At 44.1% G+C, this 25,528-nt stretch carries 23 protein-coding genes, 1 tRNA gene, 2 rRNA genes and 1 other RNA gene; 13 read left to right on the forward strand and 14 right to left on the reverse strand.

The window, feature by feature from the left end; genetic code table 11:
• The first annotated feature begins 247 nt into the window (after window positions 1–247).
• The gene (gene nadB, locus AACV12_RS05800) at window positions 248–1,855 is read left to right on the forward strand and encodes an L-aspartate oxidase (RefSeq protein WP_017046483.1); all 1,608 of its coding nucleotides are present in this window, start codon (window positions 248–250) and stop codon (window positions 1,853–1,855) included.
• A 54-nt stretch (window positions 1,856–1,909) separates the two neighbouring features.
• Here nadB and AACV12_RS05805 read toward each other — a convergent pair whose 3' ends face one another.
• Window positions 1,910–2,383, reverse strand: a complete 474-nt coding sequence (locus AACV12_RS05805) for a protein YgfX (protein WP_308515697.1) — start codon at window positions 2,381–2,383, stop codon at window positions 1,910–1,912.
• Window positions 2,307–2,567 (reverse strand): FAD assembly factor SdhE, encoded by a 261-nt coding sequence (locus tag AACV12_RS05810; RefSeq protein ID WP_010319812.1) that lies wholly within the window; start codon window positions 2,565–2,567, stop codon window positions 2,307–2,309. The genes AACV12_RS05805 and AACV12_RS05810 overlap by 77 nt, the downstream gene beginning before the upstream one ends.
• A 147-nt stretch (window positions 2,568–2,714) precedes the next feature.
• Here AACV12_RS05810 and ygfZ point away from each other — a divergent pair, with 147 nt between their 5' ends.
• Window positions 2,715–3,686 carry a tRNA-modifying protein YgfZ gene (gene ygfZ / locus AACV12_RS05815; RefSeq protein WP_170900038.1) on the forward strand — a complete coding sequence of 324 codons (972 nt, stop codon included), beginning with the start codon at window positions 2,715–2,717 and terminating at the stop codon, window positions 3,684–3,686.
• Window positions 3,687–4,327: 641 nt separating this feature from the next.
• Window positions 4,328–4,534, forward strand: a complete 207-nt coding sequence (locus AACV12_RS05820) for a DUF1107 domain-containing protein (protein WP_010319814.1) — start codon at window positions 4,328–4,330, stop codon at window positions 4,532–4,534.
• A 74-nt stretch (window positions 4,535–4,608) separates the two neighbouring features.
• On the opposite strand, the gene AACV12_RS05825 is transcribed toward AACV12_RS05820, so the two are convergent.
• From AACV12_RS05825 to AACV12_RS05835, 3 genes are read right to left on the reverse strand one after another with little or no spacing between them, the layout of a single operon-like run.
• Window positions 4,609–5,838 carry an FAD-dependent 2-octaprenylphenol hydroxylase gene (locus AACV12_RS05825; RefSeq protein ID WP_017048689.1) on the reverse strand — a complete coding sequence of 410 codons (1,230 nt, stop codon included), beginning with the start codon at window positions 5,836–5,838 and terminating at the stop codon, window positions 4,609–4,611.
• Between the two features lie 12 nt (window positions 5,839–5,850).
• A complete protein-coding gene (ubiH, locus tag AACV12_RS05830; RefSeq protein WP_026028315.1) occupies window positions 5,851–7,032 on the reverse strand; it encodes a 2-octaprenyl-6-methoxyphenyl hydroxylase in 1,182 nt (393 codons plus the stop codon).
• 12 nt (window positions 7,033–7,044) lie between these two features.
• Window positions 7,045–7,620: a YecA/YgfB family protein gene (locus AACV12_RS05835; protein WP_017046479.1), complete on the reverse strand. Its 576-nt coding sequence runs from the start codon at window positions 7,618–7,620 to the stop codon at window positions 7,045–7,047.
• Between the two features lie 243 nt (window positions 7,621–7,863).
• On the opposite strand from AACV12_RS05835, the gene AACV12_RS05840 reads away from it, so the two are divergent.
• The 5 genes from AACV12_RS05840 (at window position 7,864) to serA (ending at window position 11,184) form a co-directional block, all read left to right on the forward strand.
• Entirely contained in the window at window positions 7,864–8,172 is a 309-nt protein-coding gene (locus tag AACV12_RS05840; protein ID WP_010319818.1) for a cell division protein ZapA, read from the forward strand.
• A 20-nt stretch (window positions 8,173–8,192) separates the two neighbouring features.
• Window positions 8,193–8,377: non-coding RNA, 6S RNA (gene ssrS / locus AACV12_RS05845), on the forward strand.
• Window positions 8,378–8,379: 2 nt separating this feature from the next.
• Window positions 8,380–8,970, forward strand: coding sequence for a 5-formyltetrahydrofolate cyclo-ligase (locus AACV12_RS05850; RefSeq protein ID WP_026027284.1), 591 nt, complete (start codon window positions 8,380–8,382; stop codon window positions 8,968–8,970).
• 64 nt (window positions 8,971–9,034) lie between these two features.
• Window positions 9,035–9,691, forward strand: a complete 657-nt coding sequence (gene rpiA / locus AACV12_RS05855) for a ribose-5-phosphate isomerase RpiA (RefSeq protein ID WP_010319820.1) — start codon at window positions 9,035–9,037, stop codon at window positions 9,689–9,691.
• 263 nt (window positions 9,692–9,954) lie between these two features.
• Entirely contained in the window at window positions 9,955–11,184 is a 1,230-nt protein-coding gene (gene serA, locus AACV12_RS05860; protein ID WP_026028313.1) for a phosphoglycerate dehydrogenase, read from the forward strand.
• Between the two features lie 82 nt (window positions 11,185–11,266).
• Here the strand turns inward: serA and ilvN are convergent, their stop codons facing one another.
• From ilvN to AACV12_RS05890, 6 genes are all read right to left on the reverse strand, one after another.
• Window positions 11,267–11,761: an acetolactate synthase small subunit gene (gene ilvN, locus AACV12_RS05865; protein ID WP_010319822.1), complete on the reverse strand. Its 495-nt coding sequence runs from the start codon at window positions 11,759–11,761 to the stop codon at window positions 11,267–11,269.
• 1 nt (window position 11,762) lies between these two features.
• The gene (locus AACV12_RS05870) at window positions 11,763–13,502 is read right to left on the reverse strand and encodes an acetolactate synthase 3 large subunit (RefSeq protein WP_013856017.1); all 1,740 of its coding nucleotides are present in this window, start codon (window positions 13,500–13,502) and stop codon (window positions 11,763–11,765) included.
• Window positions 13,503–13,933: 431 nt separating this feature from the next.
• On the reverse strand, window positions 13,934–15,742 hold the full coding sequence (locus tag AACV12_RS05875; protein WP_170900039.1) for an AMP-dependent synthetase/ligase: 1,809 nt from the start codon (window positions 15,740–15,742) through the stop codon (window positions 13,934–13,936).
• 197 nt (window positions 15,743–15,939) lie between these two features.
• Complete coding sequence (leuO, locus tag AACV12_RS05880) at window positions 15,940–16,899, reverse strand: transcriptional regulator LeuO (RefSeq protein ID WP_081245352.1); 960 nt, start codon at window positions 16,897–16,899, stop codon at window positions 15,940–15,942.
• A gap of 343 nt (window positions 16,900–17,242) precedes the next feature.
• The gene (locus tag AACV12_RS05885; protein ID WP_170900040.1) at window positions 17,243–18,289 is read right to left on the reverse strand and encodes an MJ1255/VC2487 family glycosyltransferase; all 1,047 of its coding nucleotides are present in this window, start codon (window positions 18,287–18,289) and stop codon (window positions 17,243–17,245) included.
• A complete protein-coding gene (locus AACV12_RS05890; protein WP_017042702.1) occupies window positions 18,286–18,819 on the reverse strand; it encodes a phosphatase PAP2 family protein in 534 nt (177 codons plus the stop codon). Before AACV12_RS05890 ends, AACV12_RS05885 begins: the two co-directional genes overlap by 4 nt.
• 459 nt (window positions 18,820–19,278) lie before the next feature.
• Here AACV12_RS05890 and leuA point away from each other — a divergent pair, with 459 nt between their 5' ends.
• The 5 genes from leuA to AACV12_RS05915 all read left to right on the forward strand — a co-directional run bounded on the left by leuA (window position 19,279) and on the right by AACV12_RS05915 (window position 24,987).
• The gene (leuA, locus tag AACV12_RS05895; RefSeq protein ID WP_013856011.1) at window positions 19,279–20,826 is read left to right on the forward strand and encodes a 2-isopropylmalate synthase; all 1,548 of its coding nucleotides are present in this window, start codon (window positions 19,279–19,281) and stop codon (window positions 20,824–20,826) included.
• Window positions 20,827–20,899: 73 nt separating this feature from the next.
• Window positions 20,900–21,991, forward strand: a complete 1,092-nt coding sequence (gene leuB, locus AACV12_RS05900) for a 3-isopropylmalate dehydrogenase (protein WP_019282467.1) — start codon at window positions 20,900–20,902, stop codon at window positions 21,989–21,991.
• A 59-nt stretch (window positions 21,992–22,050) separates the two neighbouring features.
• Window positions 22,051–23,472 (forward strand): 3-isopropylmalate dehydratase large subunit, encoded by a 1,422-nt coding sequence (gene leuC, locus AACV12_RS05905; protein ID WP_094125434.1) that lies wholly within the window; start codon window positions 22,051–22,053, stop codon window positions 23,470–23,472.
• Between the two features lie 14 nt (window positions 23,473–23,486).
• The gene (leuD, locus tag AACV12_RS05910; RefSeq protein ID WP_017042706.1) at window positions 23,487–24,089 is read left to right on the forward strand and encodes a 3-isopropylmalate dehydratase small subunit; all 603 of its coding nucleotides are present in this window, start codon (window positions 23,487–23,489) and stop codon (window positions 24,087–24,089) included.
• Between the two features lie 112 nt (window positions 24,090–24,201).
• The gene (locus AACV12_RS05915; RefSeq protein WP_013856007.1) at window positions 24,202–24,987 is read left to right on the forward strand and encodes a DUF547 domain-containing protein; all 786 of its coding nucleotides are present in this window, start codon (window positions 24,202–24,204) and stop codon (window positions 24,985–24,987) included.
• Between the two features lie 40 nt (window positions 24,988–25,027).
• Here AACV12_RS05915 and rrf (AACV12_RS05920) read toward each other — a convergent pair.
• The 3 genes from rrf (AACV12_RS05920) to rrf (AACV12_RS05930) all read right to left on the reverse strand — a co-directional run bounded on the left by rrf (AACV12_RS05920) (window position 25,028) and on the right by rrf (AACV12_RS05930) (window position 25,433).
• Window positions 25,028–25,143, reverse strand: a 5S ribosomal RNA gene (gene rrf, locus AACV12_RS05920).
• 31 nt (window positions 25,144–25,174) lie between these two features.
• Window positions 25,175–25,250 (reverse strand) — tRNA-Thr (locus tag AACV12_RS05925).
• A 67-nt stretch (window positions 25,251–25,317) separates the two neighbouring features.
• A 5S ribosomal RNA gene (gene rrf, locus AACV12_RS05930) occupies window positions 25,318–25,433 on the reverse strand.
• Window positions 25,434–25,528: the final 95 nt, after the last annotated feature.

A 25,528-nucleotide genomic window follows, 5' to 3' on the forward strand; every position in this document is an offset into this window, starting at 1 on the left:
TCAATAAATGTGATCTAATTTCACTATAGGGGATCCCCAGTATAGTGAGGGTCGATAAGACGAAAGACAATGGCATTTACAAAGTATTGCATCAAATCTTTCTCTACTGCTATTGGCTTGAAGCCATAGCGATACCGTTAGTGGATAAACCTTGCGGCTGAATCACTTCAAGAGTATAGATACATGCAATGCATATTTAAAATGAGAGTTGGACAACTCTACTCTAGTTCGGGAATTTAAAAGTTTTATGAACGCAAACCGTGAACATCTATGCGATGTATTAGTCGTAGGCAGTGGCGCAGCGGGTTTATCGCTCGCACTACGCGTAGCAAAACACAGTAAAGTCATTGTACTGAGTAAGGGACCACGCAGTGAAGGTGCCACTTATTACGCTCAGGGAGGTATTGCCGCTGTTTTTGACGAATCAGACAGTATTGAGTCACACGTCGAAGACACTCAAATTGCGGGCGCAGGGATCTGTGAAGAGGATACTGTCCGTTTCATCGCCGAGCATGCTAAAGAGTGTGTTCAGTGGCTTATCGATGGCGGCGTTCCTTTTGACAGAGAAGAGAATGACAGTGATGAAGCACCTCGCTATCACTTAACTCGTGAAGGCGGCCATAGTCATCGCCGCATCTTGCACGCGGCTGACGCCACTGGCATGGCAATGCAAACCTCCTTGCAAGACAATGTTCATAATCACCCCAACATTACTATCCTTGAACGTCACAATGCACTGGATTTAATCACCGAAGATAAAATCGGTGGTGATAAAAAAAGAGTGGTTGGCGCTTATATTTGGAACCGCAATGAGGAACACGTTGAAACGATCCGCGCTAAGTTTGTCGTTTTAGCCACGGGCGGCGCCTCAAAAGTGTATCAATATACCTCTAACCCTGATGTTTCCTCAGGTGATGGTATCGCAATGGCGTGGCGTGCAGGATGCCGAGTGGCGAACCTTGAGTTCAATCAATTCCATCCAACTTGTCTTTTCCACCCTGAAGCACGTAATTTCCTACTGACAGAAGCATTACGTGGCGAAGGCGCTTTTTTAAGACGCCCAGACGGTTCACGATTCATGCTCGATTTTGATGAACGTGCCGAACTGGCTCCTCGTGATATCGTGGCTCGCGCCATCGACTATGAGATGAAGCGTTTAGGTGCTGATTGTATGTATCTGGACATCAGCCACAAACCGGCCGATTTTATTGAAAAACATTTCCCAACCATTTATACACGCTTGATGGATTTGGGCATTGATATGACCAAAGAGCCGATTCCGATTGTTCCTGCGGCGCACTACACTTGTGGTGGCGTTATTGTCAATAAACAAGGTAAAACGGATCTGCATAACCTGTATGCGATCGGCGAAGTTAGCTACACCGGTTTGCACGGTGCTAACCGAATGGCGTCGAACTCTCTATTAGAATGCGTCGTTTATGCCTGGTCAGCGGCAAAGGATATTTTAAAAGGATTACCAACGGCTCAGCTCCCACCAAGCTTACCCGGTTGGGATGAAAGTAAGGTCAATAACTCTGATGAAGAGGTCGTAATCCAACATAACTGGCATGAACTGCGCCTATTTATGTGGGATTACATGGGGATTGTCCGCACAGATAAGCGCTTAGAGCGAGCACTACGCCGCATTCAATTACTGCAACAAGAAACCCACGAATACTATAGTCATTTCCGCGTTTCAAATAACCTGCTTGAGCTGCGTAACTTACTGCAAGTGGCAGAGTTGATGGTGCGTTGTGCTATGCAACGTAAAGAGAGCCGCGGTTTGCACTACACACTCGATTATCCAGAGTTAGCCGAAAATAGTGGTCCAACTATCCTAACGCCAGACGAGTAACCTCGCCAACGATCATCTGTTAGCGTCAAGTTGACCGAATGAATAAAGGAGCGTTTATCGCTCCTTTATTGTTGGTGATTGGTTATGGGTAACCTGCCGAAGCTGCACCAATAAACGGCGATAATCCGCTTCCACACAACTGTCGCGCCACACTAGATAGCGCTTACCTTGTTGTGCATAAATGATCAACACCATAAACGCAAACTGTGTAGAAACCTTTTCAATGGACAGGTTCTGGTCGGCACATTGCCACTCACCGTGACTCGTGAGCTTGAATTGGCCGATTAAGCTAGGGACTAACAGTGAGGTACTCTTTTGCGCCGTGATAAGAGGTGCGTAAAATAAGGGGAGCGTTACAAGTGGAATCGGCGATATCAATAATGCCCACACGGCTATCATCAAAAAAATGAAGTTAGTAATGCGGGCAAAATGGGAAGGAAATAATACGAAATTAACGCACTTTGCTGAGGTTGTGGGCAACAATTTTATCCACCATGGCCGCATGCCCAAGATTTTCGCTACGACCATGCCCCATGATCCAAGTAAATAGATCAGGGTCGTCAGACTCAAGTAGGGAAACGAAATCTCGTTGCTCATTTTCATTCAGAGAATCAAAGCACTCTTCAAAGAACGGCATCACAACCACATCGAGCTCTAACATTCCACGACGGCATGCCCACTTGATTCTTGCTTTTTCTTCAGTGGTGTACATCGGTTTTCCTCACCTTATGTTTATTTGCGTTGAGTGTATCAACTGGATGAAGATACAACTAGTAGATGAGTCACAGTCCCTGTTCAAGCTGACAAAAAAAAATTTCCGGATTAACATGGGGCTCAAGATTCTCTTTAGGTAACGACTATGGACTGGCAAAACACATTGACACCTCTCGCAGTAACCGCCAATGACTCACTTCCACCACTGATGCTGACTCATCTTGCATCCTGGGGTACTATCATCATTTCAGGCAATGATAAAAAAGCCTATTTGCAAGGCCAAGTGACCTGTAATGTCGTCACTCTTGAACCAACACAGTCAACCTTAGGTGCCCATTGTGATGCGAAAGGCAAAGTGTGGTCCGTCTTTCGCCTGTTCCACCATCACGATGGTTATGCGATGTTCCAGCCTTTATCAGCAATAGAGGCTGAATTAAGAGAGCTGAAAAAATACGCTATTTTTTCTAAGGTCAATATCAGCCAGAGCCAAGACATCGCTCTGGGTGTTATGGGCGAACAAGCTGAGCAATATATCAATACATTAACGGCGGATGAAGGTGAAGTGCGTTTGATTGACGGCGGTAGCGCCATCAAAATTTCATCCCAACGTTGGCTATTACTTGTTTCAGAGCAAACCGCGCAACAGCTCATGACGCAAAGTGAAGCTCTGAAAGTCACCGAGGAAACGTGGACTCGCTTTGATATCGAAGAAGCAGTCCCCGTCCTTGGTCAAGCGGATCAAAATGAGCACATACCGCAAGCCGTTAATCTTCAGGCCTTTAATGGTATCAGCTTTAATAAAGGGTGTTATACAGGTCAAGAAACCGTCGCTCGCGCTAAATATCGAGGTATTAATAAGCGTGCAATGTACATCCTTCAAGGCAACATTGAGCAACCGCTAAATAATGATCAACCAATCATGATCGAACGCTCAGTTGGAGAAAACTGGCGTAGTGCTGGGCAATTAATGGTTCACTACACGTTTGCTGATAATACCGCTATCGGTTTAATAGTCTTACCAAACAATCTCGAGCCAGAAACTGAGTTTCGTCTTGCAAGCCAACCAAACACTCGTTGGTTTATGCAAGCTCTCCCTTACTCTCTTACTGACGAATAAGCTTCTTCCTTATATTGACCATGTGCCTCTTTACGAGGCGTATGCTTTGTAACACTCGCCTATCTCGAATAAATTTCAGGAAAAAGAATGCAATAATGTAATCCATTACATTGGCACGTGATCGCTCTCTAAATCACACAACATTAGGGGTGAATTTTTAGTCATTATTGAAACATAAATAGTCATCAGGTTTATTTTGACGTACTCTAACAATGCTGGTCAGGACAAACGAGAAGTTGCCCTGACCAGCAAAAAAAGTGAATCCACTGATTGTTTCAGGACATCCACTTTTTGTGTAATGCATCTGTGACTATTCGCCCGCCTATTTTATTTAAGCGGGCTTTTTTTTAGGCTATTCTTAACCAAAATTTAACACTTTCCATAAACAGCAGCTATTCTTTAAAGTGTAATATTTGTCGTGCTTAATATGCACCAAGTGAATGGTGCACTGAGCATTTTTTGTTAGCACTATTTTGAGGAGATAATCACGCAAACATGGGTATTTATCCAACATTTTGCCTACAGCAGCACAAATATCCAAAAGAGTCATCAATAACTGCATATTCCTCTATGGCAATCACACTATTAGAGGCGCAATTTATTTATAATTTGCAGTGTTAGAATAACAGAAGGATCGAAGTATGAGACTGTTTAAGCGCTATACGCCAGGTATGATAGCTAAACACGTAAGTCGGCTTTTTAAAGGAAGAATCTATATTTACGGGGTTGGAAAATTTGAATTCGATAATGGCAAACTGATCTTGCCAGAGCGCGCAGACAAGCGCCACTTTCAGACGGTGAAGGAAGTGAATCAGGAAATCATGAGACTACGCTGCGCCTACGCATAATACGAGTTTCATTAAAGAATTTTAAAAGGGTTGGCCATAAGCCAGCCCTTTTGCCATCATTAGGTTAATCACTGTTAGGGCTCAAGCAGCACCATTTTACTCTTGGCAAGATCAGGTAAATCACCTTTTAAACCCAGTGCTCTTTTCATAATCTCGTCTTTGGCTCCAGGAAGTTGTCCAGCCAACTGCATGCCAATGCCACGGATCAGTTTCTTCGCCGGGTTATCACCTTCAAAAAGGTCTTTGAAACCTTGCATCGCGGCAATCATTTTGGCAGCTTCTGTTTTTCGCCAACGTTCATAACCTCGCAAATTTTTGAGCAAGCCAATGTCTTCACCTTGATGCCACAACGCGAGTAGTTCTTGAGCTAAGCTTGCAGCATCAAGTAAACCTAAATTAACACCTTGCCCGGCTAGCGGATGGATGGTGTGCGCCGCATCACCAACGAGTGCGATTCGTTGTAAAGCAAAATCTCGGGCATAACGCATTTTAAGTGGGAAAGCAGCACGTTCACCGACCACCTCACACAAACCTAAACGATGATCAAACTCAGCGGTCAGTATCTTATTGAATTCGAGCTCAGACAGGCTGAGCAAGCGCTGCGCTCGGTTGGGCTCTGTAGACCAAACGATTGAGCTCATATGAGGATCAGACATAGGTAAAAAGGCCAGCGGACCTTGTGGTGTAAACACTTGCCTTGCCGTCGATTGATGTGGTTCCACCGTGCGGACATTTGCCACCAGCGCACTGTGTCCATAATCCCAATGGGTTAATGGAATGTCTTGCTGCTGACGAACCCAAGAGTTTGCGCCATCGGCTCCTACTATCAATTTTGCGGTGAGTGATTGACCGTTATCGAGCGTTAGCCACGCCTCACTTTCTCCGACAGCCAGAGATTGGCATTGAGCGGGCATAAAGAGTGTCACATTCGCTTGCTTTTGTACTTGTTCGAGTAAGGCTAATTGAATGACGCGGTTCTCAACAATGTGTCCCAGATCCGGCTGAGTCATTTGATTGGCACTAAATTCGATCCGCGCAAAACTATCGCGTTCCCACACTTCCATCGCCGAATAAGGCGCAGCGCGACGAGAAGTAATACCTTGCCATGCACCAAGGTTTCGCAACATGATTTCACTGGAACGGCTTAAGGCGGAGACTCGCACATCCGGCAGCTCTGCAAGTTCAAGGCTGGGTACTCGGCCCTCAATCACGGCGATGCGCAGTTCGCTATGCTTTAATGCGGCGGCCAGTGCAAGGCCAACCATTCCGCCACCCACAATGACAATATCGACACTTTGCATCATATACAGACCCTTTTATCTATTCACTACGCCAAGCGTTCGGCGCAGTAGCGGCATTTTCAGCCACGGTAAATTATCCATCATCATGAGGCCTACATTGCGACCAATACGAGTGGTTAGCCAATCATTGGAAAAGAGATGCACCAGGGATGATGTCAGCTTAATGGTGGCATCACGATCCGCTTCTCGGCGTTGGGAAAAAGCCTGTAAGCCGTGATAGCAGCCAACATCGGCTTGCTGCTTGATAAGCTCATCCGCCAAGCTTGCCACATCTCGAATACCTAAGTTAAAACCTTGTCCCGCAATCGGATGTAGTGTCTGAGCGGCATTGCCCACAATGGCAAAACGATGTGAAATGTTCTGCTCTCGATAACGCAGTTGTAATGGATAGCAGGCACGAGTGCCCACTTTATTCATTCGCCCTAAACGCCAACCAAACGCATCTTGAAGCTGTGCTAAGAAACCCTCATCACTGAGTGAAAAAGCTTGCTCGGCTTTCGCGGGAGGTAAACACCAAACTAAAGAGAGTCGATTATCACTCATTGGTAATAACGCGACAGGACCATCGGCGGTAAATCGTTCAAACGCCCGTCCTTGATGAGCTTTTGAGCTCACAACGTTAGCAATAACCGCGACCTGTTCAAAATCATGCTCTTGTTGGATGAGGCCGATTTGCTCGCAGCAGGTCGATATCGCCCCATCGGCTGCGACCAATAACTTAGCTTGGATCGTTCGTTGATCGTTAAGGGTGACAGTGACCTTATCCATACTGCGTTCCACTTGCTGAACCGCGCTTGGGCAAAATAACTCAATATGCGGGCTCTGCTGCATTTTTTGCGCGTAAATCTGCCCAACATCGGCTAATTCAACCACGTAACCTAATGCTTCTAAATCGAGTTGCTGACAAGTGATATCGGTCATCCCAATATGAGACCGATCCGACACATGAATATGTGTAATTGGGGTGGCGACCTCTTGCAGCGACTGCCACAAGGAGAGATTTTGCAAAATTTGTACGCTACCGTAGGATAAAGCAATTGAACGCGAATCAAAGCCGGGATGGGCGAGCTTATCATCCAGCGGATGCGCTTCGACCACAGCAATCGCAAGCTTTCCTTGAGAAAGCGTATCTAAGGCCAACGCCAGTGTTGCACCGGCCATCGCCCCACCAGCGATAATCACATCAAATTGCTTCACAGTCATCTCTCTTTAATGCACGGTCGGCTGAGTTTCTTGTAGAGGTTTGATACCAAATTCAGCATGAATTGTTAACACACAAGCTTTTATATGCTCGATGACGTGTTCCAAAAGTTGAGCTTGCTCATCCAAGTCATCCTCTTCATCGATACCGAGCTTGGCAATTTCTTCTAGATCAGCCAAGGCCTCTTTAGTCTCTGCGGACGCTTTTTTCAAAACAACCCCAATCAAGCCAAGCCCAGAAATAAAGTGATTTACCCAGTCGGCTACGCCATCAGCCAAATCAAATACACTGGCACTCGCCTCTTCATCTGGCAACAGTAGTGACAACTCCATCCCGCTACCAGTGAGCTCTTCGATTGTAAAGGTGAGTACTTGTTCAGCCAATGTCAACGGACGATCTGGCCAACCCATACCTTCGTTAGTGTAATCAAAAATAAGTGGCTGCCAGCTCTTATCATTTAAGCCCAGACCACCGGCCAGCATGCCCGTTAGCAACCCATGCAACTCAGCAGGGTTAACCGCAAGTGCTGCAGATTGAAGGGCAGTGGCAAGAGAAAGATAATCCGGTAGTTTTTTTTCGCTCATGGGAAGCTCGTAATAAAATCAAATAAGCGCGATCCTACCACTTAGCTTCCAATGCGAAAATGCTCAAAGCGTTAATTGTGGGTAGCTTTTACTCAATTTGCCTAATAACTGTGTTTTTAGTCCCTCATTTTTTACTGCTCGCTTTGAAAAGCTTGAATCTTAGGGCCGCTTTACCTATAGTTTCCACCTCGATGGGCATGTGAGTGGCACCATCTTAGACAGCGCGATAAGAGTTCATCCATCATGAGTAATCAAGCGGTAGACGTAGAAATTTTAGGAAAATTGACTCGTGTGAATTGCCCTGCGGGACAAGAGCAGTCTTTAATCCAAGCGGCGCAAGATCTTGATAACCGATTGAAAGAGATGGCAGAGCGTACTAAAGTTACCAATGAGGTAAAGCTACTCACGATTGCTGCGCTCAACATTTGTTATGAATTGCAAACCAAAAACAATGAGAGCCTAGGCCAACAAAATCAATTAACCGAGCGCATGGAACAGCTCGCTGCATCTCTTGAAGATGCCATCAGTAAAGTGAAGCTAGGACAGCAGTAGTCTTTACCAGCGTAACCAAATTTACCCTAGAGTGTTTGTCAGCCGGATTTAAGTCCCTGAGCCGATAAGCAACACCAAAGGGTTAGTACTTGGTAGCTATTGAGCAAGCTCGGCTCGTACCGAGAAGCCTGCGGTTACCATTGCTGATCCGCCTTGAACCAGCTGGTTCAAGGGCCAAAATCCGCAACGGCACTCTGGGGTATCCTTATGCAAAACACTCGACACACACTTCGTCAAGTCATCCGCCAGCGGCGTAAACAGCTATCACCTACGCAGCAAAAACACGCTTCAATTGAACTTGTCTCTCGTTTTTCAACACTGCCTGAAGTTTTAACGAGTCAGCACATTGCCCTCTACTTGGCAACCGATGGTGAGCTAGAAACACAACCGCTCATAGCGTGGTTATGGCAACAAGGCAAACAGACCTATCTTCCCGTTTTACACCCCTTCTCGAGTGGGAATTTATTGTTCTTGCGCTATGATGCTCAAACCATAATGACGCGAAATAAATACGGCATTGCCGAACCCAAGCTCAATCAAACATTGATCAAACCAGTAAATGAGCTAGATATCATCTGCACACCATTGGTGGCATTTGATCAAACAGGGCAAAGGCTCGGGATGGGCGGCGGCTATTATGATCGTACGTTAGAAGCTTGGTTTAAAACGGGTAAAGGTGCCCTACCCATAGGCTTAGCTCATGATTGCCAACAAGTGACTCATCTGCCGAGCGAAGCATGGGATATACCTTTACCTCAAATAGTGACTCCAAGCCAAATCTGGCAATGGGAATCATAAATTATTGAGGCTATAATCGCCCCGCAACATTACCGTCACTATAAATCGATATCAGGAGATTGGCATGACTCAAGATGAAATGAAAAAAGCCGCCGGCTGGGCCGCACTCAAATATGTAGAAAAAGGCAGCATCGTTGGTGTGGGTACGGGTTCAACGGTGAATCACTTCATTGATGCACTGGGTTCGATTAAAGATGATATTAAAGGTGCGGTTTCAAGTTCTATCGCCTCAACAGAGAAGCTAAAAGGCCTAGGTATTGAAGTGTTCGACTGCAATGATGTTGATCAACTCGATATTTATGTTGATGGCGCAGATGAAATCAACCCTGCGCGCGATATGATCAAAGGCGGCGGCGCTGCGCTCACTCGAGAAAAAATCGTTGCCGCTATTGCGGATAAATTCATTTGTATCGTTGATGGTACAAAAGCGGTCGATGTTCTAGGTCAATTCCCACTTCCAGTTGAAGTGATCCCAATGGCGCGCTCTTATGTGGCACGTCAACTGGTGAAACTTGGTGGTGATCCAGCCTATCGCCATGGCGTAATAACGGATAACGGTAACGTTATCTTGGATGTGCACGGATTAAAAATTACTGATGCCAAAGCATTAGAAGATAAAATTAATGGGATTGTCGGCGTAGTAACCGTTGGTTTATTCGCTCACCGAGGTGCTGATGTCGTCATCACTGGCACGGAAAATGGTGCCAAAATCGAAGAGTAAGTCACAAAATAAGGCTACTTTCCGTTATTTCATTACAAACGGCACCCATGGGTGCCGTTTTTCTTCGCTATGCCCTAGAAAATCATGCCTTATTTCGTAATTTTCTTACCCAAAACAAAAAAAGTTTGTTACTTTATTGGTCAGAAGACGCACAAGGAAAACGTTTGTCTTCCAACAAAATGGTTAATCTTCCTCTTTACATTAGCCCTTTTGCTTTATGTGCGCCGTGTTTGCCCACCTTCCCATTTTTAAGGACGAGAATAATGGCCAAAGTTTCACTCGAAAAAGACAAAATCAAAATCTTACTCCTCGAAGGGCTACATCCTTCAACGGTTGAAGTACTGCAATCTGCCGGTTACAGCAATATTGAGTATCACAAAGGTTCTCTGGGTGATGAACAACTGCTCGAAGCGGTGAAAGATGCTCACTTCATCGGAATTCGTTCGCGCACCAATTTGACTGAAGCGGTAATCAACGCGGCAGAGAAGTTAGTTGCTATCGGCTGCTTCTGCATTGGCACCAACCAAGTTGACCTGAATGCAGCCGCAAAACGCGGTATTCCTGTCTTTAATGCACCATTTTCGAATACTCGCAGTGTTGCTGAACTCGTTTTAGGCCAAACACTGCTACTACTGCGTGGGATTCCTGAAAAAAATGCATTGGCGCATCGTGGTATTTGGAAAAAAAGTGCTGATAACTCTTATGAGGCTCGCGGTAAACGCTTAGGTATTATTGGCTATGGCCACATTGGCACCCAGCTCGGTATCATTGCCGAAAACCTCGGTATGCAAGTCTATTTCTATGACATAGAAAACAAACTCTCACTCGGTAATGCAACGCAAATACATACCATGAGTGAGCTACTGAATAAATGTGATGTCATTTCTCTGCATGTGCCTGAAACTCCAGATACTAAAAATATGATGGGTAAAGAAGAGTTTGCACGCATGAAGCCTGGCTCTATCTTTATCAACGCAGCACGCGGAACGGTAGTCGACATTCCCGCACTCTGCGATGCATTGGCATCAAACCATCTAGCTGGCGCGGCAATAGATGTATTTCCAGAAGAACCCGCCACAAACTCTGAACCTTTTGAATCCCCACTGATGCATTTTGATAATGTCATTCTGACACCGCACATTGGTGGCTCAACTCAAGAAGCACAAGAAAATATCGGTATTGAAGTAGCCGGTAAGTTGGCAAAATATTCAGATAACGGCTCAACCTTGTCAAGCGTGAACTTCCCTGAAGTATCGCTGCCAATTCACCGTGATAGTTCGCGTTTACTGCATATTCACGAAAACCGTCCGGGTATTCTGACACAAATCAACACCATCTTCGCCGAAGAAGGGATCAATATCGCCGCTCAATATTTACAAACGTCAGCGGATATCGGTTATGTAGTGATTGACGTAGAAACCGCTCGCTCTGCGGAAGCTCTTACTAAGCTGAAAAGCATCAGCGGCACCATTCGTGCGCGTATTCTTCACTAAGCACTTCTCTAGTAAAAGCACCAAACGACAAAAAGGCCACATAAAATGTGGCCTTCCTTATTTCGATAGGGAGCTCAGTAAATTAAGCTTTAAGCGCTCGCTCCCCGCGAGCAATACCTACCACGCCACTTCGCGCGACTTCGATTACTTCAGTGACTTCCGACAACGCTTGAATAAAGGCATCGAGTTTTTCGCTGGTTCCAGCAAGCTGCACAGTATATTGCGCCGCAGTGACATCCACGATCTGCCCACGGAAAATATCAGCCGTACGTTTCACTTCGGCGCGCGCAAAACCGCTAGCTTTGACTTTCACCATCATCAGCTCACGTTCAATGTGTTCACACTCTGACACTTCTTGCACTTTAAGCACATCAATCAACTTATGCAGTTGCTTTTGAATTTGTTCAAGTTGCATTTCATCGGTCTTAGTGGTGATGTTTAAGCGTGACAATGTTGCATCATCGGTTGGCGAAACCGTTAGTGATTCAATGTTATAACCACGTTGAGAAAATAGACCAACAACGCGAGACAAAGCACCCGATTGGTTTTCCATTAATATTGAAATAATGTGTCTCATATTATGTTCTCTCCGTTTTGCTTAACCACATTTTGTCCATCCCTTCGCCTTTAATTTGCATTGGGTAGACGTGCTCCGTTTCATCCACATTAATATCAACAAAAACCAATCGATCTTTCATATCGAGTGCTTTTTTAAGCCCGGCTTCAAGTTCATCAGGCTGTGAGATACGGATGCCAACGTGGCCATAAGCTTCTGCAATTGCTGCAAAATCGGGAACAGAACTCATATAAGAATTAGAGTGGCGTCCTTGGTAAATAATATCTTGCCACTGTTTTACCATGCCAAGAAAACGGTTGTTTAAGTTAATAATTTTCACTGGAATATCATATTGCAACGCGGTGGAAAGCTCTTGGATATTCATTTGAATACTGCCATCCCCAGTGACAATCACTACCTCTTCTTCTGGCATGGCAAATTTAACCCCCATTCCAGCGGGTAAACCAAACCCCATGGTGCCCAAACCGCCAGAGTTGATCCAACGACGAGGCTTATTGAATGGATAATAAAGTGCGGCGAACATTTGGTGCTGACCAACATCGGAGGCCACATATGCGTCTCCATTTGTCAGTTTATGTAAAGTTTCAATCACTTGCTGCGGCTTAATGCGTTCGCTGGATTTCTCATAAGCTAGGCATTGGCGGTCGCGCCAGCTTTGGATATCTTGCCACCATAGTTCAAGCGCCTGCGAATCATTACAGCCACCTTGCTCAGAGAGCAATTGCAGCATAGTTTCCAGTACTTGTTCGGCTGATCCCACTATCGGCAAATCGACTGGCACATTTTTAGAGATCGACGAAGGATCAATGTCAATGTGCATGATCTTAGCGTTAGGGCAATATTTTTCTAGATTATTGGTTGTACGGTCATCAAAACGCACGCCAATACCGAAAATCAAATCCGCATTGTGCATCGCCATATTGGCTTCATACATGCCATGCATTCCAAGCATGCCTAACGCATTTTTATGCGTCCCAGGGAAAGCACCAAGCCCCATTAACGTGCTGACTACGGGTAAATTTAGCGTTTCAGCCAGTTGTAAAATGTGCTGATCTGCGCCTGAAATCACAGCGCCACCACCAATGTACAATACGGGTTTTTTGGCTTCTAACAACGCTTTTAGCGCCTTTTTAATTTGCCCTTTATGACCAGAAGTAGTTGGGTTGTATGAGCGCAGTTTGATCGACTCAGGATACGTGTAAGGGAGTTTAATCTGAGGATTCATCACATCTTTAGGCAGATCGATCACGACCGGCCCCGGGCGCCCTGTTGAGGCAATATAAAAGGCTTTCTTAATGGTTTCAGGAATATCTTCAGCTTTTTTTACAAGAAAACTGTGTTTGACGATCGGACGAGAAACCCCAACGATGTCACATTCTTGAAACGCATCGTTACCAATGAGGTTATTTGGCACGTTGCCTGAAATAACAATCATTGGAATTGAGTCCATGTAAGCGGTAGCAATCCCTGTGACGGTATTCGTCGCCCCGGGGCCAGAACAAACAAGTACTACACCCGTTTTTCCGGTTGCTCGAGCATAGCCATCTGCCATGTGCGTGGCCGCTTGCTCGTGGCGTACAAGGACATGTTTAATTTGGTCGGTTTTTGCGTGCAGCGCATCGTAAATATCAAGAACGGAACCACCTGGGTATCCAAATATTTGCTCTACACCTTCTTCGATCAGAGATTGAACCACCATCTCTGCGCCAGATAACATCTGTTGATTGGATTGCGTTGCCATTTTTTCTCCTTACCAGTACCCAACACATGGTCAGTCAATGGGCCTGGTTTTACATAGTTTAGGGCTTATTTGTAGCCTAATTCGAAAACTTTCCACTTTCGGCTATGTCTTGCTTTTGTCATAACAAAAAACAAGGTAACGCAACAACTGTAACTCTTTCTTATCATCGGGTCGAACGCCAAATAGCGCACACTTTGGCAAATGTTTGGTTAAATGGAATTTTATTAGGTAACTATCGTAAAACTGGTATTAAAAACAGCTTAATCCATGAGTAATTAGCAAAAATAAAGCAAAAAATATTACCATGCAGCAATGTAGCGTTATGAGGAAGCGAGGTTTAACTTCCGTCGTAATATAAAAAATCCCCCACGCTTTATCTGAAAAGCAAGTGGAGGATTTTTAAACAATGAAAAAACTATCTTAAGATAATCTTACTCACCTTTAGTCTTTTCTTTGTACATTTCCTCGATTTCATCTTGGTAACGATCACTAATGACTTTTCTACGCAGTTTCTGAGTCGGCGTCAGCTCACCTTTGTCCATTGAAAAAGCCTTAGGTAATAATTTAAACTTTTTCACCTGCTCAAATTTGGCTAGCTCTTTTTGCAAATCATTGACTCGTTTTTCCAGCATCTCAACCACTTGGTTGTTCTTGATAAGATCTAATCTGTCATGATATTTGATGTTGAGCTCCTTGGCGTAAACCTCCAAGCTGTCATAACAAGGTACAATTAAAGCCGATACAAATTTACGTGTGTCAGCAATCACCGCAATCTGTTCAATAAAGTGATCTTTACCAATCGCTCCCTCAATAACTTGTGGCGCAATGTATTTACCACCGGAGGTTTTCATCAGCTCTTTGATACGATCAGTAATGAAGACATTACCTTGCTCATCAATGTGTCCAGCATCTCCTGTTTTGAGAAAACCTTGTTCATCGAATGCTAACGCCGTTTCTTCTGCCATTTTATAGTAGCCGCGCATAACCATTGGTCCGCGAACAAGAATTTCATTGTTGTCACCGATTTTGACCTGAGCTCCTGGCATCGACATGCCTATTGAATCAGGATTAAAACACCGATCATCCCAACAAGAAACCGTTGCAGTGGTTTCCGTCATGCCATAACCCAACTTCACATTAATGCCAATGGCATGGAAAAATCGGCCGATGGTTTCATCTAATTTCGCGCCACCGCAAGGCATGAAATTAATCCGCCCACCAAGCAATGCACGCAATTTAGACAACACGATTTTATCCGCTAACGCGTAACTCTTTTTCAGCATGAAGGATGGTTGGCGCTTTTCTTGGTGACAAAGAGCCATCTTAGCCCCCATATTGACCGCCCAAGTAAACAGCACTTTTCGATGCAACGGCGCTTTCGAGACTTTTTCGTGAATAGCGGAGAAAATTTTCTCGTAGAAGCGAGGAACGGCACACATTACTGTTGGCTTTAGCTCACTCAATGCATCACGTACTTGCATCGTATCCTGCAAATAACAGTTAGTTGCACCGCTGTAAAGAATGTAAAAAGTCCACGCCCGTTCAAACACGTGTGACAATGGTAAAAAACAGAGTGACACATCATCCTTAGAGATGTTTAACCGCTCATCATGCCCTTCAAGCTGAGCGCCAATATTACGGTAATCAAGCATCACGCCTTTAGGTTGACCTGTGGTGCCTGAGGTATAGATGAGCGTCAGCAGATCATCCATATTCGCCTGTTCAAGGCGAGACTCTAATTCCGCTTGCAGGCCATCTGTATTTTGTTCAATAAAAGTCTGCCAATGGATGCCATGTTGAAAACTTTTTAGATCAATGCCATCACTCATGGCGACAATTAATTCAAGCTGTGCGCACTCATCAAAAAAATCCAGTGCCGCATCGTATTGTGCCTGTTCACCGACCAAGAGCACTTTGACATCAGCATCTTGAATAATATAACTGGCCTGCGCTGGCGTATTAGTTGGATAAATAGGTACCGTAACGGCTCTTAACTGCAAAGTAGCCAAGTCAGCTATTGTCCACTGCGGCATGTTATTCGAAAAAATCCCGACTTTATCTTGGATTTTTATACCTTGCGTTAAAAGTGCAAGTGACATCGCATCGATACGTTGACCAAATTGCTTCCAGCTGATCCCATGCCACTCTTTCTCTATTTTGTGTTTTAGAGCAATGCACTCGCCACCTTTGACAATCTGTTCACGAATTCTTTTTACGATATGGAAATTTAAATTGGGCATCTTTTTTACCTGTAGCTTACACATGTAAGCTTTTTGAGCGCACAAGTGTACATTTAGAAGCAAAAAAGGCAACTGACGGATGTCAAAGTTATCAATTAATTCTACAGACAAAAAAGCCCTGAATAGATATAACCAATTCAAGGCTCAAAGAGGAGTATCACTAAGTTTAGATCACAGTACAAATTAACGGGTAAACGTTAGTTTAATGCAACAACTTCGCCGCAAATCATCATTAACTGATCACGCAGCCAAATATGGCCTTTGTCTTTTTCACTAGACTCATGCCAACTGAGATAACCACTGATTTGACCATTTGCAAATGGGAAATCGAGGATTTGTAACTGATCTCGGTTAGCCGCATTCTCAACCATCCAACGAGGTGCAATCGTCACCAACTCAGATTGTCCGACCACATAAAGCACATTGCTCAAACTGGTCCCTTCATAATAAGGAACACAGTCTAATTCGCGATATGCTTGCTCAGAAAAGCTACGTTGCCCATGGATGCGAGATAACTTCGCATGCTTTTCAGCTGTTAGGCTCTCAACGTTAACAGAGCCATTGATGCGAGGATGAGACTTAGATGCCACCACCACTAATTCATCTTGGAAAATTTCCGTACTGGAGAACCCTTGTTCATCAAAACGCGCGTAATCAATCACAAAATCGATCTCTTGGTAACGCATACGCTCGGCTAACAAACGGTTAAATTCCGCATCAAGATGAAGTTGGACCAAAGGCGCTTGTTCATGAACTGATGACATAATTTTCGGCGCGAAACGCATATCACAAGGACTGCAAATCGCTAATTTAAATAAGCGGGTTGATGTTTCAGGAGAAAACACCGAACTTGGCAGTTCATTACGGATTAATTGCAGTGCTTGACGCATCGGACCGAACAATTGACGTGCACGTTGAGTAGGTTGAATACCTCGCCCTTGTCGCATAAACAGTTCATCATTAAACATTACCTTCAAACGCGCTACAGCATTGCTGACTGCTGGCTGAGACATACCCAAATTATGAGCAGCACGGGTAATATTTTGCTCTTGCATTACTGCATCAAAAACCGTCAGCAGGTTTAAATCTACACCACGTAATGTGCTTTCCATGCGGTAACTAGCAATAGCGCTCATTGCATCTTTTTTATCTAACATTTTTGGGACGCCTCTTGTTGTTATCGTCAATACCGTAAAAGTAATTTTTTAGAATAGATAACCTGCCATTTATTATATTTACCCAGACACAACTGGGTGGAGGCTACTATCTGCTAAGCATTTATCGATTGGCAACAAGATTGATAAAATATCAGTTTTTTTTATCCAAACAAAAAGATTGTCCTTATTTATCAGTACGATGTATTTTTATAAAAAACCATAAAACAGAAAAATTTATGCATTTTATTCAAAACATTGAATCAAGTGATGAATAACAAGCCTTCACCTTGATACATTCACCAAATAAATTAATTACGTCAAAATTCAAAGCATTTCGTCAATATTAGCTAAATGACACATAACTAGGGAAATCAACCTGTCGCCATAAAGACTGGCTCAGCTCTTTATGATTATCCCATTTGCCATTTTGTACCCATTCAACCAAGGCTTTCGCTACATTAGGATAGACAACGCGCTCGACCTGTTTTTCATCCAACCAACGGCGTAACTCCGACGGGTCCAAAAACTCCATAGATGCAGCAAGCCCAAGATTCTCAAGAGTGGCAACGTTACTTTGCTGCTCAAATTGACCTGATAGTGGCTTAAGTAGCAGCTTTTTACCCAATGAAAGTGCTTCTGATGGTAATTCAAAGCCACCATTAGCAATCACGCCATCGCAGCGATGCAAGTGATATTGAAAATAGGTATGACATAAGGGACGCAACTCAACATTTTCAACGGATTGCGCTTCCATTAAGGAAGGGTGATAACAAATAAATGCTTGATTTGAAAAACGAAAAAGCAACTCAAGAATATCATCAACATGCTCAAATGGAAGATAGACCAAAATGAAATGCTCACTAGACGTATGCTGCTCTGAACGATAGATAATCGGAGGAAGGATCGGTTGATCAAAATGATACCAATGTAAACCGACGTGGTAATTGGCAGGTGCAAACTGTTGAATAATCTGTTTATCCAGCCAACTTGCCCCTTTCAAAGGCACATTATAACGAAATGCATTTTGATGACTTATCCCAATACACGGAATACCTTGCTGTTTAGCCGCCCATGCCGATACTGGTTCAAAGTCATTAATGACCAGATCATACGGAGACAAATCGAGGTCTTTTGTCTCACTCACGAAAGTCAGCAAATTATTATTCAGCGCCGTTTTAACGTAATTTACGTGTCCCTGTTCAGTTTCAAAAGTAAAACCGCGCCGAGTTTGGTAATCACCGAAACTTTCCATCGAAAAGTATTTCTCTTTTTCACGTCCAGAAAAGAGAAATTGCACATCAATTTTGGCCTCTTTCAACGCTTCACTCATCACTCGTGAACGAGCAATATGGCCATTTCCGGTGCCTTGGACACCATACAGAATTTTCAAAAGCCTCTCTCCACCAACCACAATGCAAATCTTGCGCTGCTTACACCAAGCAGCGCGCCAATCACGATATCCGTCAAGAAGTGAACCCCAAGTAGGATGCGAGATACGCCAATTAAGCCAGCCCAAACCAAGACAAAAGCATCGCTATGAGGATAGAAGTGGCCAATTAATGTCGCCATAACAAACCCTGCAGCCGTATGACCAGAGGGCAAACTGTAGCGATCCGAAGGGGTAATAAAGGCAATGAATGAAGGAGAAAACTCTTCCGGGCGACGACGCTGAAAGCTATTTTTCAATCCCCAATAAATAGGGAGTTCAATCGCGAAAGCGGCCAGTCCAGCCATTAAGAATAGCTGGCCATTAAGCGGGTCTAAATACCAAGCTAAAGCACCAATCAACGCATACAAATGCCCATCCCCAGTATGGGAAATAGCTTTGCTGATCTGCGCTACAGGCTGATTAAAACGATGCTGTAAACAAAATAGCGAAAACGCTACGTCAAACTTAACAATTTGTCCGATGGCACGCATGAGCGACTCCTGTCATTCCATAAACCTCTTACGCTCTAAACGTAGAAGTTTAAAATGACAAATACGTGACTGTTTATTGGAGAATGAATGAATTTAACCGATGACAAACGTTCTTGCGTGAAAACATTCCGTGCTACAAAAAGTGATCCTCTCTACCAATTCTGCTCATTTTTACCGCTTTTGACTAAAACTGATCCGATATGAATAAAAAAACAACTTAATGGTTGACGAGTTAAGTCGAGTACGGTACTAATTTGTTAACTTAATCTTGTGGAATGTTACGAATGACTATCCGTTTTTCTATCCTGCTGGGCCTGCTCCTTATCGTGAACCATTCGCGCGGGTAGGTTGTGGAAGAAAAACACCACACAAGATGACAAGAGCCCGCACTGAGATGCGGGTTTTTTTATAACTATATTTAGGAAGTAAACGATTAACCATCGGTGCAAGGGAGCAAACATGAATAATCAAGTCATTATATTCGACACCACATTACGTGATGGCGAACAAGCTTTGTCAGCAAGCTTAACCGTTAAAGAAAAACTGCAGATTGCTTACGCATTAGAGCGCCTTGGTGTTGATGTTATTGAAGCAGGTTTTCCAGTTTCCTCCCCAGGTGATTTTGAATCGGTCAAAACGATTGCCAAACACATTAAAAACAGCCGCGTCTGCGCGCTTTCTCGCGCGGTAGCAAAAGATATTGATGCAGCGGCCGAAGCTCTGAAAGTCGCCGATGCTTTTCGTATCCATACGTTTATTTCAACCTCAACCATTCATGTGCAAGATAAATTGCGCCGCAGTTATGATGATGTGCTCGAGATGGCAGTCAGTGCGGTGAAACACGCCCGTAACTACACCGATGACGTCGAATTTTCCTGTGAAGATGCGGGCCGAACGCCCATTGATAATCTCTGTAGAATGGTCGAAGCCGCAATTAATGCCGGAGCTAAGACCATCAATATTCCAGACACAGTCGGTTATACTGTTCCTAGCGAATTTGGTGGCATTATTCAGATGCTGTTTGAGCGAGTCCCTAACATAGATAAAGCCATTATTTCCGTTCATTGCCACGATGACTTGGGAATGTCAGTCGCAAACTCGATTGCCGCTGTACAGGCTGGCGCAAGGCAAATAGAAGGCACCATCAACGGTATTGGTGAGCGCGCTGGTAACTGTTCACTGGAAGAGATCGCGATGATCATCAAAACTCGTCAAGAATTCCTCGGCGTGCATACTGGTTTAAAGCATGATGAGATCCACCGCACCAGTAAGTTGGTTAGCCAACTGTGCAATATGCCGATTCAAAGTAACAAAGCGATTGTCGGTGCCAACGCATTTAGCCACTCATCAGGCATTCATCAAGATGGCATGTTGAAGAACAAAAACACTTACGAAATCATGACTCCAGAGTCAATTGGCCTAAAAAACCAAGCGCTGAACTTAACGAGCCGCAGTGGCCGCGCCGCAGTAAAAAGCCATATGGATAGCATGGGTTACAATGAAAACGAATACAACCTCAATGCCTTGTATGAAGATTTCTTAAAATTGGCAGATCGTAAAGGCCAAGTGTTTGACTATGACTTAGAAGCGTTGATGCACTTTTCAAATCTGCGTGATGAAGACGATTTCTACAAATTGAACTATTTGAGTGTTCAATCAGGCAGTGTTATGGCGACCACCAGTATTAAATTGCTTTGTGGTGATGAAGAAAAATGTGAAGCTGCCGTTGGTAATGGCCCTGTCGATGCGCTTTACCAATGTATTTACCGTCTAACTGGCTATGAGATCGTATTGGATAAATTTGACCTTACCGCCAAGGGCGAAGGTGAAGATGGACTCGGGCAAGCTGATATTATTGCCAACTACAAAGGGCGAAAATATCACGGTACAGGCGTCTCTACGGATATTGTTGAAGCATCAGGACAAGCCTTGTTGCACGTGATCAATAGCATTCATCGTGCCGATCAAATTGCAGAAATTAAACAAAAGAAAGTGGCAACCGTTTAACGTACCTAGATTAGAGCTTTTAGTCTTTAGAGCTCACTGGGGCAAGCAAATATAAAAATAGTAAAGGACTAACATGACAGACAAAACATACAAAATTGCCGTTCTTGCAGGTGATGGTATCGGCCCAGAAGTAATGCAACAAGCACATAAGGTATTGGATGCGATTGAAAAAAAACATGCTATCCGGTTTGCTAGAGAAGAACATGATGTCGGCGGGATTGCGATTGATAACCACGGTTGCCCGCTACCTGAAAGCACAATTAAAGGATGTGAAGAAGCAGACGCCGTATTGTTTGGTTCCGTAGGCGGCCCTAAATGGGAGCATTTACCACCCAACGACCAACCAGAACGCGGCGCACTCCTACCGCTTCGCAAACATTTTCAACTGTTTTGTAACTTGCGTCCTGCTCAAATTCACTCAGGCTTAGAAAGCTTTTCTCCTTTACGATCCGATATCTCCGATCGTGGCTTCGATATTGTGGTTGTTCGGGAATTGACTGGTGGTATTTATTTTGGCCAACCCAAAGGACGCGAAGGAGAAGGAGCAAATGAAAAAGCATTTGATACCGAAGTTTACCACCGCTACGAAATCGAACGCATTGCAAAAATAGCGTTTGAGTCCGCACGATTACGTCGTAAAAAAGTATGCTCAGTCGATAAAGCGAATGTATTACAAAGCTCTATCTTATGGCGTGAGGTCGTGGAAGAGATCGCAAAAGATTATCCGGACGTCGAGCTTTCACACATTTATATCGATAATGCCACTATGCAGCTCATTAAAGATCCCTCTCAATTTGATGTCATGCTGTGCTCTAATATTTTTGGTGACATCATTTCCGATGAATGCGCCATGATCACAGGCTCAATGGGTATGCTACCTTCCGCTAGCCTTAATGAAAGCAATTTCGGTCTCTATGAGCCAGCAGGTGGCTCTGCACCTGATATCGCAGGAAAGAACATTGCTAACCCAGTTGCACAAATTCTTTCCGCCGCTTTAATGCTACGTTATAGCTTGGGCGAAGAAAGTGCCGCTCAAGCTATCGAAAATGCCGTATCAAAGGCGCTTACCGCAGGAGAACTCACCGCAGATCTTGCCAGTGGTAAAGCGGCACTTTCAACCTCTGAAATGGGCGATAAAATTGCCAGCTATATTTTAAACTCATAATTAGTAGGACTAGGCTCGCCTAGTCCTTTATAAAGCTCAAAGAGCTCAAGGAAGAAGCAATGTCGCAAGCAAAAACCTTATACGAAAAAATTTATGATGCCCACATTGCGGTATCAGCTGAAGGGGAAACCCCCATCCTTTATATCGATCGTCATCTCGTTCATGAAGTGACATCACCGCAAGCATTTGATGGTTTACGCGAAAAGGGACGTAAAGTTCGTCAGACGAGTAAAACATTCGCTACCATGGACCATAACGTTTCAACCACCACAAAAGACATTAATGCCTCGGGTGAGATGGCTCGAATCCAAATGGAAACATTGTCCAAGAACTGTGCTGAGTTTGGCGTAACACTCTACGACTTAAATCATAAATACCAAGGCATCGTTCATGTCATGGGGCCAGAATTAGGTATTACTCTTCCTGGTATGACCATTGTCTGCGGTGACTCACACACAGCAACACATGGCGCATTTGGCTCGTTAGCGTTTGGCATCGGTACATCAGAAGTTGAGCACGTACTTGCAACCCAAACATTGAAACAAGCTCGCGCGAAAACGATGAAAATTGAGGTGACAGGCAAAGTCGCTCCAGGCATCACCGCTAAAGATATCGTGCTAGCCATTATAGGTAAAACAACGGCGGCCGGTGGTACAGGCTATGTCGTTGAATTTTGTGGTGAAGCGATTACCGATCTTTCAATGGAAGGTCGTATGACGGTGTGCAATATGGCGATTGAGCTTGGGGCAAAAGCCGGTCTTATCGCCCCTGATCAGACTACTTTCGACTACATTAAAGGTCGCAAGTTTTCTCCTCAAGGAAACGATTTAGAAGCTGCCATTGAGTACTGGGCAACGCTAAAAACCGATGATAATGCCAAATTCGATGCAGTCGTTACCCTAAATGCCGCGGACATCAAACCACAAGTAACGTGGGGCACAAACCCAGGCCAAGTAATTGCTGTCGATGAAACCATTCCATCTCCCGATAGCTTTAGTGATCCTGTCGAAAAAGCATCAGCAGAAAAAGCATTAGCGTATATGGGACTGGAAGCGGGTAAATCCTTATCAGACTACAAAGTGGATAAAGTTTTTGTCGGTTCTTGCACAAACTCTCGCATTGAAGATATGCGAGCAGCAGCTCAAGTCGCGAAAGGTAAAAAAGTCGCACCACACGTTCAAGCATTGATTGTTCCAGGTTCAGAGCAAGTTAAAGCGCAAGCGGAAGCGGAAGGCTTGGATAAAATATTTATTGAAGCGGGTTTTGAATGGCGCTTGCCGGGCTGTTCAATGTGCTTGGCTATGAACAATGACAGGCTCGGTGCAGGTGAACGCTGTGCATCAACATCCAACCGCAATTTTGAAGGCCGCCAAGGTCGAGATGGCCGCACACATTTAGTCAGTCCTGCAATGGCCGCCGCCGCCGCCATCGCTGGACACTTTGTCGATATCCGTAATATTCATTCTTCAACACTCAACTAAACAGGGGATCACCAATGTCAGGTTTTAAACAGCACACAGGTTTGGTCGTTCCTCTTGATGCAGCGAACGTCGATACAGATGCCATTATTCCTAAGCAATTTTTACAGAAAGTAAATCGCACTGGTTTTGGCAAACACCTTTTTCATGATTGGCGTTTTCTAGATGATGCAGGTCAACAACCTAATCCAAATTTTGTCATGAATAAACCTCGCTATGAAGGAGCGAGCATTCTACTTGCTCGTGAAAACTTTGGGTGTGGTTCTTCACGAGAACATGCCCCTTGGGCTTTAGCGGATTACGGCATCAAAGCCATGATTGCACCCAGTTTTGCGGATATTTTTTATGGTAACTCAATCAATAACCAAATGGTTCCAGTCCGCCTTACAGAGCAAGAAGTTGATGAAATATTCCAATTTGTTGAAGGAAATGAAGGTGCTCAACTAACTGTAGATCTTGAACGAATGGAAGTTAAAGCCAATGGAAAAACATACTCATTTGAAATTGATGAATTTCGTCGCCATTGCTTACTTAATGGATTAGACAATATCGGTTTGACGCTACAGCACGAAGATAAAATCGCTGATTATGAAACAAAAATTCCTAGCTTTTTGAAATAGCGAGTATCGATTTAATTTCCAGAGGTTGGTGTAGATGCATCAACCTTTTCTTTTATCTGAAATTTATCAATCCCTACCTAGGTCATATAACCTATGAGATGAGAGGTAAACGATGAAATATCTATTAACGCTATGTTTGACACTCGGGTCAACGAATGTATTTTCTGCTCCTAAATCACAACTATGGGATTATTGGAACTCTAGCAATGAAGAAAATACACAAGCCATTTCACATCAAATTTGGCAGACAACACTTGATACTTATCTAATCCAAGAAAATCACAACAACCTCTTCGATTATCAAAGGGTCAACTCAAAAGATAAAGAGCAATTAGAGCTCTATATTTCACAATTATCAGCCCTTGATCCAAGAGAGTATGCAAAGCTGGAACAATATGCTTACTGGGTCAACTTATATAATGCCTTAACAGTTAACTTAATCGTCGATCATTATCCAATACCATCCATCACTAAACTGGGAGGATTTTTCTCATTTGGCCCTTGGGAACAAAAGATCATTACCATCAATCAAAAAGAGCTGACTCTCAATGATATTGAACATCGAATTTTAAGACCCATTTGGAAAGATCCTCGAACCCATTATGCGGTCAACTGCGCAAGTCTTGGCTGCCCAAACTTACAAAAGCAGGCTTTCACAGCAGAAAATACTGAATTATTACTGGAGAAATCAGCCACTGAGTTTATCAATAGTGAAAAAGGAGTAAAGGTCACCAATGATAAATGGGTTCTGTCTTCTATTTATGACTGGTTTGCTGAAGATTTTGGAACGAAACAGCAATTATTTGAGCACTTAGTGCAGTACAACAAGGCACTAAAAAGCGAGAAAAAGAGTATCAGCTATCACTATGATTGGACATTGAATGATACGAATAGATAGAAAAAAACCTCAGCATTTCTGCTGAGGTTTCGTAATTCAAACCTGGCGATGTCCTACTCTCACATGGGGAGACCCCACACTACCATCGGCGCTGTTGTGTTTCACTTCTGAGTTCGGCATGGGTTCAGGTGGGTCCACAACGCTATGGTCGCCAAGCAAATTCTTTTAGCTTACAGAGCTATAAAACTGGTGCTGATACCCAGAATCGAACTGGGGACCTCATCCTTACCAAGGATGCGCTCTACCGACTGAGCCATATCAGCACACTGTATCTTGTGTCGCAAGTGACTAAAAAGCCCGCTCTTACAGACGGGCTCTTATAAATTAAAAGCCTGGCGATGTCCTACTCTCACATGGGGAGACCCCACACTACCATCGGCGCTGTTGTGTTTCACTTCTGAGTTCGGCATGGAGTCAGGTGGGTCCACAACGCTATGGTCGCCAAGCAAATTTCTTAATTCGGAAAGCTGTTTCGTTCTCATTCACACATTCAATGTTCTTCAATTGAGCCCACAAAACCCCTTCGGTGTTGTATGGTTAA

The organism is Vibrio sp. 2-2(8), assembly GCF_963888495.1.
Classification (GTDB): Bacteria; Pseudomonadota; Gammaproteobacteria; order Enterobacterales; family Vibrionaceae; genus Vibrio; species Vibrio anguillarum.

Excerpts from the sequence above, each read along its gene's own strand:
- leuC (WP_094125434.1), top strand. The coding sequence starts at position 22,051 with ATGTCGCAAGCAAAAACCTTATACGAAAAAATTTATGATGCCCACATT.
- rpiA (WP_010319820.1), top strand. The coding sequence starts at position 9,035 with ATGACTCAAGATGAAATGAAAAAAGCCGCCGGCTGGGCCGCACTCAAA.
- ilvN (WP_010319822.1), bottom strand. The coding sequence starts at position 11,761 with ATGAGACACATTATTTCAATATTAATGGAAAACCAATCGGGTGCTTTG.
- AACV12_RS05890 (WP_017042702.1), bottom strand. The coding sequence starts at position 18,819 with ATGCGTGCCATCGGACAAATTGTTAAGTTTGACGTAGCGTTTTCGCTA.
- AACV12_RS05915 (WP_013856007.1), top strand. The coding sequence starts at position 24,202 with ATGAAATATCTATTAACGCTATGTTTGACACTCGGGTCAACGAATGTA.
- leuA (WP_013856011.1), top strand. The coding sequence starts at position 19,279 with ATGAATAATCAAGTCATTATATTCGACACCACATTACGTGATGGCGAA.
- leuO (WP_081245352.1), bottom strand. The coding sequence starts at position 16,899 with ATGTTAGATAAAAAAGATGCAATGAGCGCTATTGCTAGTTACCGCATG.
- leuB (WP_019282467.1), top strand. The coding sequence starts at position 20,900 with ATGACAGACAAAACATACAAAATTGCCGTTCTTGCAGGTGATGGTATC.
- leuD (WP_017042706.1), top strand. The coding sequence starts at position 23,487 with ATGTCAGGTTTTAAACAGCACACAGGTTTGGTCGTTCCTCTTGATGCA.
- serA (WP_026028313.1), top strand. The coding sequence starts at position 9,955 with ATGGCCAAAGTTTCACTCGAAAAAGACAAAATCAAAATCTTACTCCTC.
- AACV12_RS05870 (WP_013856017.1), bottom strand. The coding sequence starts at position 13,502 with ATGGCAACGCAATCCAATCAACAGATGTTATCTGGCGCAGAGATGGTG.
- AACV12_RS05875 (WP_170900039.1), bottom strand. The coding sequence starts at position 15,742 with ATGCCCAATTTAAATTTCCATATCGTAAAAAGAATTCGTGAACAGATT.
- ygfZ (WP_170900038.1), top strand. The coding sequence starts at position 2,715 with ATGGACTGGCAAAACACATTGACACCTCTCGCAGTAACCGCCAATGAC.
- AACV12_RS05850 (WP_026027284.1), top strand. The coding sequence starts at position 8,380 with ATGCAAAACACTCGACACACACTTCGTCAAGTCATCCGCCAGCGGCGT.
- nadB (WP_017046483.1), top strand. The coding sequence starts at position 248 with ATGAACGCAAACCGTGAACATCTATGCGATGTATTAGTCGTAGGCAGT.
- AACV12_RS05840 (WP_010319818.1), top strand. The coding sequence starts at position 7,864 with ATGAGTAATCAAGCGGTAGACGTAGAAATTTTAGGAAAATTGACTCGT.
- AACV12_RS05810 (WP_010319812.1), bottom strand. The coding sequence starts at position 2,567 with ATGTACACCACTGAAGAAAAAGCAAGAATCAAGTGGGCATGCCGTCGT.
- AACV12_RS05820 (WP_010319814.1), top strand. The coding sequence starts at position 4,328 with ATGAGACTGTTTAAGCGCTATACGCCAGGTATGATAGCTAAACACGTA.
- AACV12_RS05825 (WP_017048689.1), bottom strand. The coding sequence starts at position 5,838 with ATGATGCAAAGTGTCGATATTGTCATTGTGGGTGGCGGAATGGTTGGC.
- AACV12_RS05835 (WP_017046479.1), bottom strand. The coding sequence starts at position 7,620 with ATGAGCGAAAAAAAACTACCGGATTATCTTTCTCTTGCCACTGCCCTT.
- AACV12_RS05805 (WP_308515697.1), bottom strand. The coding sequence starts at position 2,383 with ATGGTCGTAGCGAAAATCTTGGGCATGCGGCCATGGTGGATAAAATTG.